14 protein-coding genes are annotated in these 17,115 nt (G+C 64.7%); 2 read left to right on the top strand and 12 right to left on the bottom strand.

Translation table 11 applies throughout. The annotated features are described in order from the left end of the window. Positions 1 to 246 precede the first annotated feature (246 nt). Genes ACFW3F_RS04045 through ACFW3F_RS04035 form a run of 3 tightly spaced genes read right to left on the bottom strand, consistent with a single transcriptional unit; the run spans position 247 to position 5,051 of the window. Positions 247 to 969 carry an ABC transporter ATP-binding protein gene (locus tag ACFW3F_RS04045; RefSeq protein WP_388054539.1) on the bottom strand — a complete coding sequence of 241 codons (723 nt, stop codon included), beginning with the start codon at positions 967 to 969 and terminating at the stop codon, positions 247 to 249. Continuing rightward, positions 966 to 3,761 carry an ATP-binding cassette domain-containing protein gene (locus ACFW3F_RS04040; protein ID WP_388054537.1) on the bottom strand — a complete coding sequence of 932 codons (2,796 nt, stop codon included), beginning with the start codon at positions 3,759 to 3,761 and terminating at the stop codon, positions 966 to 968. The genes ACFW3F_RS04045 and ACFW3F_RS04040 overlap by 4 nt, the downstream gene beginning before the upstream one ends. Before the next feature lie 51 nt (positions 3,762 to 3,812). Continuing rightward, positions 3,813 to 5,051: an ABC transporter substrate-binding protein gene (locus ACFW3F_RS04035; protein ID WP_388054535.1), complete on the bottom strand. Its 1,239-nt coding sequence runs from the start codon at positions 5,049 to 5,051 to the stop codon at positions 3,813 to 3,815. A gap of 359 nt (positions 5,052 to 5,410) precedes the next feature. On the opposite strand from ACFW3F_RS04035, the gene ACFW3F_RS04030 reads away from it, so the two are divergent. Then, positions 5,411 to 6,016, top strand: coding sequence for a TetR/AcrR family transcriptional regulator (locus ACFW3F_RS04030; RefSeq protein ID WP_388054533.1), 606 nt, complete (start codon positions 5,411 to 5,413; stop codon positions 6,014 to 6,016). A 6-nt stretch (positions 6,017 to 6,022) separates the two neighbouring features. Here the strand turns inward: ACFW3F_RS04030 and ACFW3F_RS04025 are convergent, their stop codons facing one another. Continuing rightward, a complete protein-coding gene (locus tag ACFW3F_RS04025) occupies positions 6,023 to 6,307 on the bottom strand; it encodes a hypothetical protein (protein ID WP_388054531.1) in 285 nt (94 codons plus the stop codon). Between the two features lie 164 nt (positions 6,308 to 6,471). On the opposite strand from ACFW3F_RS04025, the gene ACFW3F_RS04020 reads away from it, so the two are divergent. Then, positions 6,472 to 7,227, top strand: a complete 756-nt coding sequence (locus ACFW3F_RS04020; protein WP_388054529.1) for a M23 family metallopeptidase — start codon at positions 6,472 to 6,474, stop codon at positions 7,225 to 7,227. Between the two features lie 339 nt (positions 7,228 to 7,566). Here ACFW3F_RS04020 and ACFW3F_RS04015 read toward each other — a convergent pair whose 3' ends face one another. The 8 genes from ACFW3F_RS04015 to ACFW3F_RS03980 form a co-directional block, all read right to left on the bottom strand. Then, the gene (locus ACFW3F_RS04015) at positions 7,567 to 7,875 is read right to left on the bottom strand and encodes a hypothetical protein (RefSeq protein ID WP_388054527.1); all 309 of its coding nucleotides are present in this window, start codon (positions 7,873 to 7,875) and stop codon (positions 7,567 to 7,569) included. A gap of 14 nt (positions 7,876 to 7,889) precedes the next feature. Beyond that, the gene (locus tag ACFW3F_RS04010) at positions 7,890 to 8,336 is read right to left on the bottom strand and encodes a HEAT repeat domain-containing protein (protein WP_388054525.1); all 447 of its coding nucleotides are present in this window, start codon (positions 8,334 to 8,336) and stop codon (positions 7,890 to 7,892) included. Further along, entirely contained in the window at positions 8,333 to 9,199 is an 867-nt protein-coding gene (locus tag ACFW3F_RS04005) for a hypothetical protein (RefSeq protein WP_388054523.1), read from the bottom strand. Before ACFW3F_RS04005 ends, ACFW3F_RS04010 begins: the two co-directional genes overlap by 4 nt. 153 nt (positions 9,200 to 9,352) lie before the next feature. Then, entirely contained in the window at positions 9,353 to 9,694 is a 342-nt protein-coding gene (locus ACFW3F_RS04000) for a hypothetical protein (RefSeq protein ID WP_388054521.1), read from the bottom strand. A 73-nt stretch (positions 9,695 to 9,767) separates the two neighbouring features. Continuing rightward, positions 9,768 to 10,211, bottom strand: a complete 444-nt coding sequence (locus ACFW3F_RS03995; protein ID WP_388054517.1) for a hypothetical protein — start codon at positions 10,209 to 10,211, stop codon at positions 9,768 to 9,770. Positions 10,212 to 10,881: 670 nt separating this feature from the next. Continuing rightward, positions 10,882 to 11,307, bottom strand: coding sequence for a hypothetical protein (locus ACFW3F_RS03990; RefSeq protein WP_388054515.1), 426 nt, complete (start codon positions 11,305 to 11,307; stop codon positions 10,882 to 10,884). 11 nt (positions 11,308 to 11,318) lie between these two features. Next, complete coding sequence (locus tag ACFW3F_RS03985) at positions 11,319 to 11,777, bottom strand: Imm63 family immunity protein (RefSeq protein WP_388054513.1); 459 nt, start codon at positions 11,775 to 11,777, stop codon at positions 11,319 to 11,321. Then, the gene (locus ACFW3F_RS03980; protein WP_388054570.1) at positions 11,770 to 15,771 is read right to left on the bottom strand and encodes a glycohydrolase toxin TNT-related protein; all 4,002 of its coding nucleotides are present in this window, start codon (positions 15,769 to 15,771) and stop codon (positions 11,770 to 11,772) included. Before ACFW3F_RS03980 ends, ACFW3F_RS03985 begins: the two co-directional genes overlap by 8 nt. Between the last annotated feature and the right edge of the window lie 1,344 nt (positions 15,772 to 17,115).

Here is a 17,115-nt window from a genome sequence, read left to right as displayed (position 1 = left end):
TTTCGGACACTCACGAGTGTTCTTTCGTGGTCCACGACGGCCGCTAGGCCGGAGCTACTGAGGTGCGAGGAGCGCAAGCGACGAGCCTCGAAGGGTTTGGCGAGGCACCTCACCAGGACCCTTCGTGACGGCCTCCGCATGCTCCGGCCTCCTCAGGGAGCAGAGATCAACGCTCGCAAGCTCCGGCCTCCTCAGGGAGCAATGAACCGAAGCTCTCTGAGCGGAGGTCGGTCGCTCGCGGATGAGCTACGTCCGTGCCGTCCCGAGGTACGCCTCTTCGATCCGTCCGATGTCTCCCGCAAGAGACCCCGCGGAATCTGTGAGCGCGATCTCGCCGTGAACGAGGACGACCGCCCGGTCGGCGATACCCAGCGCCAACCGAACGTGCTGTTCGACGAGTACCACGGCGGTGCCATCGGTATCGGCGACATCCCGCAGCACAGGCAGGATCGATTCGACGATGATGGGCGCCAGTCCCATGCTCAGTTCGTCGATCAACAGCACCTTTGGTTGCTGCAACAGCGCGCGCCCGATCGCGAGCATCTGCTGCTCTCCTCCGGACAGTTCGCCGGCGGCGACCTTCAGTCGCGCACGCAGGGCGGGGAAATGGTCGAGTACTCGGTCGACGGCTTCGGTCCTGGCGGATCCGCGTCGTCGAATGGCCAGTTGGAGGTTCTGTCGTGTCGACAGCTGTTTGAACAGCGACCGGTCGTCGGGTACCAGCACGAGGCCGGCGCGCACCGCCGCACGGGCATCGCCGGCACGAACCGCCTGTCCACCGACGCTGACCCCACCGTCCAGGCGAGGCAGCAAACCGGCGAGCGTTGTGAGCAGCGTCGTCTTCCCGGCCCCGTTCGGCCCGAGTAGCGCGACGATCTCGCCGGCCTCGACGGACAGCTCGAGGCCGTGGACGCAAGCCTTGCCACGTGCGTAACCCGCGTCCAGACCGCGGCATTCGAGCACAGTCATGGTGTCATCTCCTTCGTCGCCGAATGAGTCTCGGAGACAGAGCTGTTCGATGGCGGTGGGTCGGCAGGGTCGGTGGTCCCGGCGACTGCTGACGACGGCGTGCCGAGGTAGGCGTTGACGACCGCCGGTGAGCGTCGGATCTCGTCCGGGGTGCCCTCGGCGATCACGGAACCGAGATCGAGAACGATGACCCGATCGCACAAACTGAGCACGAGATCCATGTCGTGATCGACGAGGACCATGGAGACGCCGTGCGCCCGGGCGGCACGCAACCTCTCCCCCAGCCAGCGGCTTTCGGTGCTGTCGAGTCCGGCGGCTGGCTCGTCGAGCAGCGCGACCTCCGGTTGCCCGGCGAGCACGCGTGCCACTGCGACGAGTTGGCGTTGGCCTTGCGAGAGATCGGCTGCGACAACATCACTCAGGTGGCTGATCTCCAGCATCCGCAGGACGTTGCGGACATTGTCGGCGGTGTCACCCGGTGCCCGACGCGCGGCGATGGCCAAGTTCTCCGCGACCGACAGTTCGCCGTAGAGCTCGATGTCTTGGAAGGTGCGACCTAGTCCCGCTCGACTGCGGCGATGCGGTGCGAGGCCGTTGAGGGTCGTCCCGCCGAGAGTGATCGTTCCGTCTGCGGTCGCGAATCCGCTGATGGCGTCGATCAGCGTTGTCTTCCCGGCGCCGTTGGGCCCGATGAGGCCGACGATCTCGCCGGAGCGCAAGTCGAAGCCGACGCGGTCGACGGCGGTCACAGCGCCGTACCGAACCGTGACGTCCCGCACCGAGAGAATCACCCGGTCACCGGCATCCGGAGACGACGGCGGAGTCGGGGCTGCGTGATCGTCGGCCTGCGGCGGTTCCGATGTGCGGCGCCGACCCGGTACCGGAATCTTGTGCAGATAGCCGATCACGCCGTCGGGACTGGTGACGACGGTGAGTACCAGCAGGATTCCGCTGATCAGCATGTAGTAGTCGCCGAACGAGCCGTACTTGTCGGCAGCGAAGTACATCACCCCGCCCGGGGCGATGATGCCGGCGAGGATCGCTCCGGAGATCGACGTCACCCCCGCGATGTAGAAGACGGCGAAGAGTCCGATGCCGGCGAAGACGGCGTAACTGCCCGCGGTGGCGAGAGTCTGCTGATACGCCAGCAGTGAACCGCCCAGGCCGGCCAGGAAGGACGCGATCGCGAAGGCGATGAGCTTGGTTGCACCGACGTTGATCCCGGCGGCAGCCGCGGACCGTTCGTTGGCGCGCACGGCCAGCATCGACGCGCCGAGTCCGCTCCGGCGCAGAACCGCCACCCCGTAGGCCACCATGGTCAACACGACCAGGCAGAGGATGCCGAACGCAATCCGCGGATACCCCTCTCCCGCACCGATTCCCAGGTCGACGCCGAACAGCGAGGGAGCGTCGACGGGCGCGCCCTGGAGGCCACCGTTGAGTGACGGATTGCGGAACCAGAACGCCTCACAGAACACGGCGAGTGCGAGCGTCGCGACCATGAGGGGCAACCCTCGGACGCGGAGGGCGGGCAGGCCCACGATCACGCCGATGACCATCGCCACGCACGCCGCGAGGAGTGGCGCCAGTGGGAACGGGATGTTCAGGTCCTCGGTGAGTCTGCTGAGTGCATACGCTCCGACTCCGGCCAAGGTGAGCTGCGCGAGCGAGACCTGTCCGGCGTATCCGGTGACGACCACCTGAGACAGCGCAATGATCGCGTAGATCATCGTGGCGATCACGGCCAGCCGAAGACTACCGGAGGTGGTGACGAGCGCGAGTACCGCGACGATCACGCCGAGGATCCCGGGGATGACCAGGTGGTTCGGGCGCGGCGACCGGCCGAGGTCGTTGCGCGTGACCGCACCACGGCCAGGGAGCGGACGACCACGGATGAGCAGGAAGCCGACGATGAGGATCAGCGGGACCGCCTCGGCGACACCGGCGTCGGGCATCCAGTCCCAGGTGGTCTGAAGCTTCGTCGCCTCGGACTGCAGCATGCCGATGACGAGTCCGGCACCGACCGTGATGGAGATCGCGGTGAAGTTGCCGACGAGCGCCGCTGCGAGGGCCGGCACGATGAACATCGTGTAGGCCACCGGGTTCAACGGAACGATCGGTGCGATGAGCACACCGCCGAGCCCCGCGGTGGCCGACGACAGCGCCCAGTTGGCGACCGCGATGCGGTCCGGAGACAGTCCGGTGACCAGTGCGCCCTTCTCGGATTCGGCTGCCGCCTCGGTCGCCACACCGAAACGCGTGTAGCGCAACACGAGTCCTGCGCAGACAGCCAGTCCGACGATGACCGCGGCGAGCAGCAGGCGGTCCGTCGGCACGGCGCTGGAACCGATCGTGAAGGTGTCTACCTTGAAGATCGGACCGACGCTGGGTGCGTTCTCACCGACCCGAAGCGCGATGAGAGCCTGGATGACGAGCATCAGGCCGATCGCGGCGACCGCCTTGGCAAGGGCCGGGGCGGCACGCATCGGACGGAAGACGAGCAGGTAGAGCACGACGCCCAGGATCGCCGCGATGACAACGGAGATGAGCAGTGCGGCAGCGGCTCCCAGGTCGAATCCGAGGGAGATCGTTGCCGGGAAGCCGGGGATCGGGTTGAGGAGTTCTCCTTGGCGCAGGAAGGCGTACGTGTAGGCGGCGTAGAGCGCTACCGCGCCGGTGGCGAAGTTGACGACGCCGGAACTCTTGAACGTCATCACCAGCGCGAGGCCGAGTGCGGCGAAGACGGCCCCGTTGCCGAGGCCGAGAACGAGGAACGCGAGATGGTCGGTCATGGAACTCCTCGATCGGGGCCACGCCGCAGCGTGGCCCCGATCTGCTCGGAACTAGTTGTTGTTTCGAACCACGGTGTTCACCAGCTTGGCGTCGCCGTCGACGTCACTGACCAGGATTGCCTTGCTGCACAGCGAGGTCAGGGGCGGGAAGGCAGTGCCGTCACAGGTGAAGGTGATGCCCGGTGCGGCCGGCAGCGGAACATCCTTGGCAGCTGAGAGGGCCGTGGAGAAGACCTGCGCATCGACGGGTCCCTCGAGGCCTTGCAATTCGCCCAGCGCGGTCATGACCTGGTAGCCGATGTAAGCGAGACCGGCCGGATCGGTGTCGGGTGCGTATTGCGCCATCACACTGCGGTATTGGGTCACGCTCGGGTCGTCCGAGCTGAGGTTCACCGTGGTGAAGGCCTTCGAGTTGGCGATCGCCTCGTTGCCTACGGCGTCGAGGACGGGCTTGTCGAGGCAGCTGGCGATGAGGTATTTGGTCGCGTCGGGCGCCACCGTCTGCAGGGTCTTGAGAACCGAGATGCATTGGCGGGAGTCGCCCAGGATGCTCACCGCATCGGGATTGTCGGCGAGACCGGCGGTGATCTGGGGTGTCAGGTCGGCGACGCCTACCGGGATGGTGACGACGTTGAGTTCGACCCCGGCGCGCTGGAACATCGGATCCCCAAGCGCTCGCACCGATGCGGCCGCATCGCCGGAGTCGCCGATGATGACCGTCACCTTCTTCAGCCCGTCGTTGGCGGCTGTCGCGGCCTGTCCCGCGAGGACGGACACGATTCCGCCGGACAGCATGAACGATCCGGGGGTCGCCATCTCGGCCTGAGACACCGGGGCTTGTGCGACGAACGGGATCTTGGCGCCGGCGATGATCGGCAACATGACCGCGCCCTGCGCGCCCAGCGGCGAGACCACTACCGAAACCTTCTGCTCCACCATCTGATTCGCGCACTTGGTGGCCGAGGCGGGCTCCTCCTGCTGCTTGCAGACCACCAGTTCGATCTGGTGTCCGCCGATCCCGCCGCCGTTGTTGTTCAGGTATTCGACGGCGGCCTCGCTGCCCTCGCGCACCATCGGCGTCGTCACCGCCCCGCCCTCGGGCACGATCAGCCCGACCTTGACCGGGTCGCCGGTGGCCGGATTGCTGGGGAGTTGGCTGGTCTCGCCCGCGGTGGAGGTCTCAGAGCTGTCATCGGCGCACGCCGTCAGCGCCCCGAGTGCGAGCACCCCGGAACAGCCGATCACCGTCGCGGTCCGAAGCACACGCCTGAGTGCACTTGGTGATTTCATGCGATCCCCTTCGATCGTGATTCGACACGTCGCCGATGCCGGGTGTGGCGATCGGCTGAAATGTCGGATTTGATGACTCGGTGGCGACTGTAACCCGCACGTCGCCGTCGCTGATTGGATTCGAAATAATCTGTCCTGCACTGAGTCTCGGCGTAATGGGCCGTCGGTGCACGACGCAGCGCGAACCGTCGGTCCGGTGCCGGAAGACCCCCCGCGGTCGACTCGCGTGACCTCGTCGGCTCGTTGCCGACGAACTCACACTGGACTCAGAGCCAAAAGTTAGACGACCATCCAAACTTTGGGGGCAGAATGCAAGAATTGGTCGTCGGGGTCGCCCCGCGTGCACGAAAGGCACCACATTGACCGAAGCTCCGGCCGTCGGCCGCAGGGAACGCAACAAGCAGCAGACGCGCGAACGCTTGTTGGTCGCCGCGCGTGAGCTGCTCGCCTCTGACGGAAGCGCTGCGACGGTGGAATTGATCGCCGAACGCGCCGAGGTCTCGCGGGCGACGTTCTTCAACTACTTCCCGAGCAAGGACGACCTGCTCACCGATCTGTACGCCCAGCTGATGGGCACGTTCTCACATGTCGTCGACGCGATGCTCGATAAACCGCTGAGCACGTACGACCGCGTGGTGGGTGTGTTCGTCGATTTCGCTCGGTCGTCGGTCGTCGATCCGGATTACATGCGCACGGTGACGAGCGAGATCGAACGGATCTCGTCGATGTCGGGGACCCTCGGCGAACGCAGCCACGTGTTCACGTCCGAGGTGCTCCGGCTCATCGAGCGTGGCGTCGAGCAAGAGGATGTGCGGACCGATCACCCGCCGGAGTTCCTGGCCCAGATGATCGCGGCGATCTACGTGTCGAGCATGCGGTACTGGCAGATCGACCCCGGCTTCGAGGTCGGCGAGAGCTTCGAGCGTGCCGGCCGCTATGCCGCGGAGTCGCTGCTGCCGCGATAGGGCTGATCAGTCGTCGGGTCGAGCGACGTGGGTCTCCCACCGTTCGCGGCGCTCCTCGTCGGTCTGCTCCCACCACGGGGTCCCACGTTCGCCCAGGGCGACCTTTGCTGCCTGAACGCCCTCGCGTGACTCGGGCGCGCCCTTCGTCCGTTTCACGTCTCGCCGCCACGCCATCAGGATCGACTGCAGTTCGGACCGGCGCTCGTCCGGGATCAGCGGATCCGTCGCCCGCCACTTCCGGCCGTTCACGACGATGTGGTGGCCGTCAGGAGTGTGCTCGGGGTCGGGCATGGTTCCACGGTGTCATGCCAGATATCGGTCCTGTGACCCGGATCTCCATGGCGGTATGAGCTGCGGTTCTGTGCGTCCTGCGCCCGCCTTCTCAGGGTCTGCTTAAGTCACCGTGGGTAACCTCGCCGTGTCCTTGCCGATACCGAACTGTTACCCAAACTGAGATGGACAACGTTTTGCCTCTTCACCGTCTGAACACCGACACCTCGACGCGCCCCGCCACCCGCGCCCTGCTCGACTCGACGTCGCGCACTCGGCGGCCCGGGCGCCATCGCGCCGCCTCGCCCACCAGCACCCGGATGCCGCTCCGAGCAGGCGCCCTCGTCGCATTCGTCGGTGCGGTCGGCCTGACCGCCGGCACCGCAGCACAGGCAACGGCGCAGCCTGCTCCCCCGCCTGCGCCGAAGATCGCGCTGCCCGACAACGTGAAGCTGCCGGCCGGTCTGGTCCTGCCGCCCGAGATCGATGACCTCGCTCGCGACGTCCTGCCGCCGTCGGTGTTCACTCCCGGCAACCCCGGGCTCCCTGGCATCAAGAAGGCAGTGAAGCCCGTCAGCGGTACCGTGACCTCGGGTTACGGTCCGCGTTGGGGAACCCACCACAACGGAGTCGACATCGCCAACAAGGTCGGAACCCCCATCTACGCCGTGACCGACGGCGTCGTCCTCGAGTCGGGCCCGGCCTCCGGCTTCGGCCAGTGGGTCCGCGTCAAGCAGGACGACGGCACCGTCGGCGTCTTCGGGCATGTCAACGAGAGCTTCGTCCGTCCCGGCCAGCAGGTGCGCGCCGGTCAGAAGATCGCAACCGTCGGCAACCGCGGCCAATCCACCGGCCCCCACCTGCATTACGAGGTCTGGGATGCCAACGGCACCAAGATCAATCCGCAGGCCTGGCTCAACAGGCGCGGCGTTCACCCGTGATCGACGCCTGACGCTGCTGCACAGACGATCCCGCCGACATATCGGCGGGATCGTTTGCGTTGTACCGCCTGTCGGCGTTCCGATCGGATGCGAACCGAAGGTCCGTCAGCGCGGAACCGATTGCAACACCGCGGATATCCGATCTGCGGCGTCACGGACGCGATCGATCTTCTCCGCCAGCGTAGAGCTCTAGAGAACAGTCCAGCTGCTCCGGGTCACCGCCCGAGCGATCGATTACGATGCTCGCCGCGTCCAGAGCGGACTCTGCCGACCACCGATTGGCTCGCAAGCCCTCCGCCATCTGGGCGCACGTAGCAACCGCCGACTCCGCACGCTGGATCATTGGATATCGTCGAGAGCGCTCTGCACCCAATCAGCAACCCGACCGGCGTTGTAGGTGCCCAACGACTGCGCCACCTCGTCCGCACTCAGTAGATCCAGTAGGTCGCGAAGTACGTCGGCATCCAACTCGCCGAGCAACAGTCGATCGCGGGGGTCATCCAACCGGTCCCACTCGCGGTCTGAGTTTGTAGCGCTGACCCTCGACACCAGGGTCACCGCCTGGGCTTCGGTCAAGCCGGTCAACGCCACCATTCGTCGCGCTTCGTCGCTCGTCGCCCTGGAGGCGCCGATCTTGCTCTGCCTCACCGTTTCACCGTCTTTCATCTCGATACGGCGCCCGGATCACTGCGCCGACGGGTCTGTCGGCTGGTGAGCGTCTCTGACGCACGCTCTCGGACCCAATCATCGTCGTCCTGGGCCAGCTGCACCAGCAGGTGGAGACCGAGCTGCGGATTCCGCGCTAGCGCTGCCCGAATCGCCGGATCTGGGTCCGAAGCCAGGACACCGGCAATCTGATCATCTCTGCCGACAGCACGCCGCATCGCCAGGGTGAACCGTACGTCGCGATCGTCGTCTTCGACCAGAACCCGAAGAACCTCGCGCGGGATGGTCTTGTTCTGAGCAACGAAGGATTTGTGCTGCGGACAGTCGGCGATTATTTCGAGCCAGACACTGAGTGGCGCCGAATCGCGGACTGCGCGATCTCTGTTTGTGGCTAGGTTGCTCTCGATGAGTGCCTCGTACGCAATCCGCGACGCGATCATCATCCTCTTCGTCCGTCAGGAAGCTCTAACGCTGCCAAGTTGAAGACCGGAGCGTCGATGTCGACCATCACCGTGGGAGCGGCGCTGCCATCTCTGGCCTGATCCTCAAGTGCACAGATCATGTCAGCGAACACGCGCGCTACAGCCTGTTCGAGCCCCTTCTGTCGAACCCGACCTTCATGTTCGGCGCTCAGGCGCCCGGTCCAATGCACGGACAGCGTGCTGTCCGCATGGTTTCGGAAAGCGTGCGCCAAAAGTGCTTCCCGCAGGTCCTTCTCGGTATTCGGCCTGGTCGCGGGATCAAGCAGACCGCACTCGATGAACCGCCTCGTGCAATCGTCGAAATCTTCGCATCCGGTGAGGTCGAGGGAGTAGCCCGGTTCGGCGGGATCACGAGCGGACAGGACCTCCCGCGCGATGCTGACCATTGCAATACAGTTCGACGTCATCCCGAACGAATCAATCGCGGCATCGTGCAGAAACGATATTGATATTTCTTGGAGTGGCTCGCGGTTCGGCGGGAACTCCTCTACATACCAGCCAACCATCGCGTCATCCACTGCGGAAAAGAAGATTCTCGAGAGCATCTGCCAATACTCGTAACTCGATTCTCGCAGAGCAGACGAATTTCGAAAAACTGCCCTGACCGAGTCTTCCTCGTCGCGCAGCCCCTCTGCAAGTGAATCTTCGAACGCATCGAGAGACCTCACCGGCGACGGTGGATTCAGCGGAAGGGTGGACAGATCGTGGCGTAGGTCGTCGATCGACTGGCCTAGATCGATGTCCCAGCACCGGAACTGCCGGCCTTCACCTTCAAGTGGTCGGTTGTATCTGATCGACGACCCGTGCCAGTGCTGGTCGATCATGAGGTCTCGCAATTCAAGACACCCAGCCAGTCACCGTGAGAGTGCGGTCTGCGATCACACTGGCGTTCTCGAACTTGCGATGGTGGTGCTCTGTGTACGAAGGAGCATGCGAAGTGCCTCTTCGTGCCCGCTGCGGCACGGCTATCCAATCCGTCACTTTCCACCGTCAGCGCCCACAGTCTGTGAGAACACCTCGAGGTCGTGACAGTTCTTCGCTCTTGCCCTATTGGCTATCGGGGTGTTGGGAATGACGAAGAATCGCACCCACCCTTCTCTGTAGAGGCGATGAGCGCTGGTCGTCTCGAAGTCGAGGTCGGTCCCCTCTATCGTGATAGTGAACAGATCTGCATCGACGAGGGCTCCTGAGGGTTTGATCGTGAATCCCCACCCGTACCCCAAGTCGGCGTATATCCGACAATCGTCGAGGATCTTCACAGACTCGAGTTCCAGATAGGAGTCGAGCCATCTACCTCTCGGAATGTCCGGTAGCTCCATCCAGATCACGGTCGAGGTCGAGTACGTTTCGAAGAACTTGGTGAGTGCCGCACTAGACACTTCACACACATGCCTATTCACTAGACGGGTCCAGTCTCGGTAGGGCGAGGTCCGCCAGTCTCGGGTGGAGGTCACGCAAACCGGCGCCTCCCTCATCACGCAGTCTTCTGACTACGGGCGCGCCCGCGACCACGGAGAACCGCACGAAACCCTGAGCGTATGAGCGATCCATACTAGATGATCTGAAGCGCAGGTTGTTGCCTTCGATGGTCAGCGTGGAGAGGTCGTCGGTCAGAATTGCGGCCGTCGGGTGAATGGAGAACTGCCACGTAAACCCGAGGTCAGCGTACAGTTCGTTGGTGTTGCGAACATCGACGGAGTCAAGAAAGAAGTAGCTGTCCAGCGTCTTCCCCCGAGTGCTGTCGGGGAGATCCACATACACGACGGTCGACTTGGCGTAGGTGTCGAAGAATGCAAGGAGAACTTGGCGCGCGAGCTCGCACACGTGGTTGATCACCGTCAACGCTTCTTCAGTGGTCGCTCTTCGTTGCACTTCGATCGAACCCGTGTCATGAGGACACTTCGAAGGCTACGTTGCCAGAGTCGTATCGAGACCGAACCTCTTGGGACTCGAGCAATACGTGATGACCGGCCACGTTCAGAGTCAAACCACGGTCGTCGAGTCGGAAGGCCGTGGGTACCATAGTCAAAACTAGGCCATACCCCAACCCGATCTCAATTCGTGGTCCGTGTGTGTCTGCGTGTTCGAGCGTGTAGTAGTTGTCATACGGTTTGCCAAAGTATCCATCTGGCAACTTCAGGGTAATAACAGATGACGCGTGCATACCGAAGAAGATCTCGATTGCCCGCCTTGCGGATTCGGCGGTCGACAAGGTCACTCCGCCGTTCCTGCTTCGTCTGAGACTTTGCTGGTCAGAGCGATATGGAGCCGTCCCGCTGCTGGACAGTGATCTCGACGAGCCCACTGAACGGCCCCCCGTCGCGAACGCACGCGCCGGTGGGCCGACCCGCCCGTCGCCGACTTCTCTCTCATCGCTACTCCCCGCAATCATCACCGTGTCGGTCATGCTAAGTCGTAAAGCCGTACTTTTCCTACTAGGTATCAACGGGACTGTGGTGACATCACTCCGACGTGCGGCTGTTTCCTCCCTGCCGCACAACCACGTTCAGTCGAGAAGCTTGCGAACTTCTTCGCGCACCTTCGCGATGCCCGCGTATGGCGTCGAACCGCCCATCTCATACAGCGACAGGACGAAAATCAGTTCCTCGTAGGCGTCGTCTTCGTACAGGTCGCGCTTCAGAATCTCGGCCTCGAGATTGGCGACCGCAAGTGGGTTTTCGGGGTCCAGCAGGACGTCGGACATTGCCCGATTCAGTTGTGGATCATGGATCGGCTTGTTCTGGTCGATGTGATCACACCGTCCCACCAGGCGTGACTGCCACGCGATCTCGTGGGTTGCGCGTTCAGTACCTGACATGGGCTTGCTATCCTGCCGCATGACGTGCTGGATTGCGAAGCGTGCCACGCCGCTGCAAGCGGAAATCGGCGTCTTGGAGCGCCGACCACCCTTTTCCGCTGTTCCCGAACCCACGAACTGGCACCTCAATCCTGGAACGGCGAGTGCGCAAGGATCTTCGTGATCTCGCGTGACGTTCGCGACCCCCATTCGGCGTCCTGGGATGCGACCAGCTCGCGCCACAGAGGGAACCACACACGACGCGGATCGGCAGCTTCGTTGTATTCCTTAGTTTTGGCTGCGGCACGCTTTGCGAGCGAACGCGCAACGTCGTCGACCACCCAGTAAACAAGTTCGTCCGGGTCCCTGGTCTGTTTGTGCATCACCACTCGGCCCCTGTCCCGCGCCTCGTAAACGAGGGTTCCGTCAGCCTCGTCGTGAAAGAATGCTGATCCTTCGTCATTGTTCTGTTCGCTACCCGGCACTAAGACGCTCGAGGACGACACTCCGGCGTCGTCCGCCATCGATTCGACACAACTGTCGATAAGGTCGGATATGGCCCTTAAAAGGTGCCACCCGCTGCCGGTGAATTCCCGCCTACTCATAGTCGAATACCTCCTTGAAAAACCCCTGAGTCTCGAGGTCCGTCACCCTACCCGGGAGTTCATACTGTATTCCTCCACCTGGTTGCCCAAACGCCGGGCCGGTGAGTCCTGCTTTGGCGTCGAATGGCTTAAGGACTTCGAAAACCCGGTATTGAAGCATTTCGGCGCCGGCCCGCATAGCCCGCTTGGGAATAGGTGTGCCTACGTCTGCGACGAAGTAGCCATACTCGTGGCCGAACCGGTCAAAGCGTTGACCTGGTTGCATTGTGAACCGCGCCGGCGGATGCATAAATCCGTCGTTTGACGGCCAGGGCGATCGTGCAATCTCCGTTGAATGTCGACGTTCAGGAGCGGCCGGAGTTTCACATCCCTCAGTGGGTGCGAGCCCGAAGGGATCTGCGCACCCCACGGGGTTGCCTGGATATGCGTGCGGATTAGGTGCAGGAGTCAGTCCCAGCGGGTCCGGGCTCAGGTACCTCCCGGTCCCCGGATGGTAGTAGCGGAAACGGTTGTAGTGCAGACCGCTCTCGGGGTCGGCGTACTGACCAGGAAACGCCCACGGCGTCGACGATCCGACCCAAGTGGCCTCCCCGTAGAGCGTTCTTGCCGCCTTTCCGGCGACTTCTCCGATGTGCGGGTCAACAAGTGCTGTTGGCGTTGCGATCTGATCTGTGACGATCGCGAGAAACTCTCGGTCGACTTCAGCCTGGGTCCACTCTCGCGGTCCTGACGAGGTAGTCGCGGGAGTGCCCAGGTTGAGGCTCACTTCCCCCTCACGAGGGTCGTCTGCGGGTTCGGCGCTATCCGAGTCTGTCATTGATTTTGTACTGCGCGTCTGCGCGAGGGGCGTGTACGCATAGGGTGCGAACGTCCAGGTAGTCGCCGTGAGGCCAGCTTTGGAGTCCGCGTCCGGGACAGCAGGCGTCGACTCGGTCTGCTCGACTAGCTGCTCGCCGTGCCAGTGGAACCGGGTGACTGCCCCGGTTGCCGTGTTGGTCTTGCTGAGTCGGCGTCCCAAGTGGTCGTAGGTGTATGTCCACGTCGTGCCGTCGGGAGTGGTCACGCTGCGCAGTCGATCGTGAGCGTCCCAGACGTAATGCCACACGTCAGGTTTCCGTGACAGCCGCCTCCGACTCATCGAGGTGAGGCGACCTGCGGGGTCGTATCGATACGAGGTCCGGCCGTCGTCAACGAGCAGTGTGCCGGAGTATCGCCAGCGAGGGCCCTTCGAGGCTCGGCTAGCGCCTCGCACCTCAGGGAACGGGGGTCGGCCGGTGTCTTGCGCATCGGGAGGCGTGGTTCCTGAGGTCCCGTAATCGGTGATGTTCCCGGTCGCGTCGTAGGTCAACTTCTCCGAACTCGAGACACCGACCGCCGCAGTGATCCGCCCGAGCACGTCGACCTGGTAGTCGGTCCGGCCGCGATCGGCGAGTGTCGTCGTCGAAGCGGTGAGAATGCCGTCGGCGCGGTAGGAGTATTCGGCTCGTGCAACGGTTCGTTCCGGTCCCCCGCCGGCCGATCCACTCGAACCGAGGTTCAGCGTCGCCGGGTTCGCCGAGACCGTCGCAACCGATCGGCCCACCAGCCGACCGACCGGGTCCCACGACGAGTCGATCGCGGTGCCCTCGAAGCGTCGACGCTGCTCGCGCCCCGTGGCTGTAGTGGTGATGTCGCAGGTGCGGCCGGCCGACGAGAGGAAGTCGAGCACACCGCGCGGGTCGTAGCCGTAACGCGTGTGCACGGCCGTCGGCGTGGTCACCGACGCCAGTCGGCCCGCACCGGTCCACCCCGACTCGATCACCCAGTGGGTGTCTCCGTTCTGCACTCCCGTGAGGTGCGGCATTCCCGCCGCCGTATACGTCGAGTGCCACCGCCCGAACGCGCCAACGACACTCTCCGGTCGCCCGGCGGAATCGAAGCTGTACTCGGTGACCTCTCCGTCGAAGTCGGGGTTGATCGGGTCGGAACAACGTTCGGCGACAACACGACCCGCCGCGTCGTAGTCGAATGCCACAGTCTGCCCAGCAGCATTCGTCCGCGTGGCAAGCCGTCCGGCTGCATCGTAGGCGTAGATGGTTGTCGCGTTGTTGAAGTCCGTCTCGGACTGCAACGACCCGTCCGCGTTGTACGAGTAACTCCACACCAAACCGTCCGGGTTGGTGACCGCGACGAGCCGGCGTGCGGTGTCGTAGGTGAATGCGGTTCGCGATCCGTCCGCCTCGACCCGCGCCACCGACAGGTCGTAGTGGCCGTACTCCCAACGATTCGTCGCACCAACGGGATCGACATAGGCGACGCAGTTACCTTCGCCGTCGTACTCCCACCGCGACTGTCCACCATCGGGAGCAACGAGACTGATCCGATTCCCCATCGCGTCGTACCCGACGGTGGTTCTGGCGCCCTCGGCGTCGAGGACCTCGACGGGCCGTCCGAACGCGTCGTATCCGATCCGCGTCGTGTTGCCGAGCATGTCGATGATCTCGGTGGGTAGTCCGGCCGCGTTGTTGCGGTAGCGAACCATCACGCCGTCGGGATCCGTGAGCGACGTCAGCGCGCCGTGTTCGTCGTAGGTGTACGACGTGACCGCGCCGGCATTGTCGGTCACCGTCAGCGGACTTCCGCTGTCGGTGTACGCGATACGCGTGGTGACCGGACCCGGTTCGACGATCCGGTCCGGCCGTCCGGGACCCGCGTAACTGACTTCCATTGCTGCGCCGTCGGGTCCGACGATTCGCTCGACATCACCGAAAGCGTTGTAGTGCAGTCGCGTCGAGAGTCCATCTGCGCCGGTGAGCACCATCGGTTGTCGACTGTCGTTGTAGTCGGTCCTGGTGATCCGACCCAGCGAGTCGATCTCTTGCCGCACCCGATTGTCTGCATCGATGCCATACAGCGTCGTCGCGCCGACGGCATCGGTGTAGGTCGTCATCGACCCGGGGCCCGCAGTCCGGAGCTGGTAGTCGAACCGCCCGGACCACACTCCGTTCATGCCGGACTGGATGGTCACACGCCCGAGGTCGTCGTACCGGTTCCAGTACTCCATCCCGATCGAGTCACGCCACCAAGTCATCCGCCCGGCCTCGTCGTAGCCGAAACGCGTTGTCGCGCCGACGGCGTTGGTCGACGCGGCGAGATGACCGCGGTGATAGGTGAAAGTGCGCAGCTGCTGTTTGACCGGAACGCCGTCGACCCCGGCGACCAAGCGGTACCCGAGGATTCGAGCACCGTCGCATTGCACGTCGATGCGGTATCCGGCGGAATGCTCTACCGCAGAGGGTCTTCCATGCGTGTCGAAGACGAAACGGATTCGGTTGTGATGCCGGTCGGTCTTGGCGGAGACTGCGATGCTCCCGGCCGCGACGTCGACACCGTTTAGCTCCGGGATCGGGATGAAGAACCAGCTGACAAGCGTGCGGACATGGGTCAGCTGAAAGCCGTCTGTCGCCGTTGCTCGCAGTTCCCAGTCGGTGTCGTTCACGCTGCGCGACACGGAGTCATCCTGCGGCTTCGGGAAGTTGGTCATCGTGCCGTCGGCGTCGACGATGGTCACCACGTCGTCGGCGACGATGGCGCGGGCGTCGAAGGTCGACGGTGTCGTCGGTCCCAGCCATCGACCCCACCGGTAGCGCGAGCGATGTCGATGCGTGAGCCGCAGTGGCAGGACCCCGGGTAGGTCGACGTCAGTCAGCGGAAGGAAGTACTCGCCGGTCGCGACGTTGACCGGCTCGCCGTTGCTCCGACACTGCTCAGGCGACTCGTTGCCCTCGCTGGTGTCGGCGCGCTCCGTCGAGCCCGCGTCGGTGCGCTTGGGATTCGCGGGATCGAGGGGTTCGCCGGTGTCGTTGTCCGGGGCGGGGTTAGTGCCATCCGGGTTGTCGCCGTCCGGTCGATTACCTGGGGCGGGGTCGCGCGGCGACGACGGTGCATCGGGGCTTGCCGGACGTGGGCTGGCCGGTGACGGGCGTTCTGGTGTGAACGGGCGGTCGGGAATCACAGTCGGTGGGATCGGCCGGTCGTCGGGTCCGCTGCGTGGCGGGTGAGGTGTTGGGTCCGGCGCGTTCCGTGCGCTGGGTTCAGGCACGTAATGGGCGTTCGACGGGACCGGACGGCCGCGGTCGACGTCGCGCGGTGTGGTGGATTCTGGTGTGGTGCGCGCAGGAGGCGTGCGGTCCGGGGTGTGGTCAGGAGTGCGCGGAGGTGTCGCTGGGGCATCCGCACGCGCCGGGGCGACGGGACCAGCCGACGTCGGAGCGGGTTTCGATTGCGCGGGATCGGGTGTGGCATGTGGCGTCGACACCGGGTGGTGGCCGGCGACCGGCCCGACGGGTCCGGATGCGGGCGTGTCGGTGTGCTCAAGTGTGCGCGTTGGGTTCTCGACGACGTCGGGTCGTGTTGTCGGCGCGTCGGGATGGGTCGAGGCCGGTGTGGGGCGTGGACCAGGCGCGTCTGAGTCGGGTCGGGTGTGAGGTGTTGTCGGACTTGCTGGTTCGTCGGCTTTGGGTGGGTGCCCGCCGGTCGGCTCGTCGTGCCGTGTCGGGTTCCGGTCGACGACGGGCTCGTCGGGCTTGGGCGCCGGCGGTTCATGGTGTGTCGGGTTCGGTGCGCCATCGCGGTCGACGGCGTTGTGTCCGGGAGTGGACTGGCCGGGTGAATGGTCGCCACCGGGTGCGGTTGCGGGAGTGGTGGTGTCGCCACGGTTGGGTCCGGGCGGGTCGTCGTCGCCGAGGTTTCGTGGTGCCGAGGGATTGTCCGCGGGTCCCGGCGTGGGAGATCCCGGTCCGTCGGAAACGGGCGAGGGGGCGGGCTCAGGTTTCGGGGCGGGCGCCGGGGGCTCGGGACTCGATGCGTGCGGCCCGGGTCCGTCGACAGGTCCGCCGGCGACGGGCTGGTCCGGGGACGCAGCGTCGGGGCGTGGTGCGGGCGGTTCAGGTGCTCCCCCGCTGGTAGGAGTGTCGACGGCGCCCGACGAAGGTGTGCCGGCGTCGGGAGTGGGAGCCGGATTCGGTGGGCCGGCGGGCGCCGGTGACTCGGGGGCCGGAACGTCCGGCGCGGGTCCGTCAGCTCTGGGGACCGGAGGCGCATTGTGGTCGACTGCGAGGTCGGGACCTTGTCGCCCGGGCAACTCGGCACTGGGACTGGCACCAGGCGTGTCTGGCGAAGATCCCTGCGGCACGGGCGACGGGAGCGGACGCCCGGCTGGCGCGTCTGGTCTGGACGGCGAGGGGCTGGGTGACGGGGTCGCGTGACGACCGGGTTTCGTCAGCCCGGACAAGACGTTGGCACCCTTCGGCACCGGTGCCACAGATCCAGCCACCGTCCCGATCAAGTTCCCCAGCGA

This window comes from Gordonia sp. NPDC058843 (assembly GCF_042743165.1).
GTDB lineage: Bacteria > Actinomycetota > Actinomycetes > Mycobacteriales > Mycobacteriaceae > Gordonia.
This window is presented reverse-complemented; position numbering and strand designations above follow the sequence as displayed.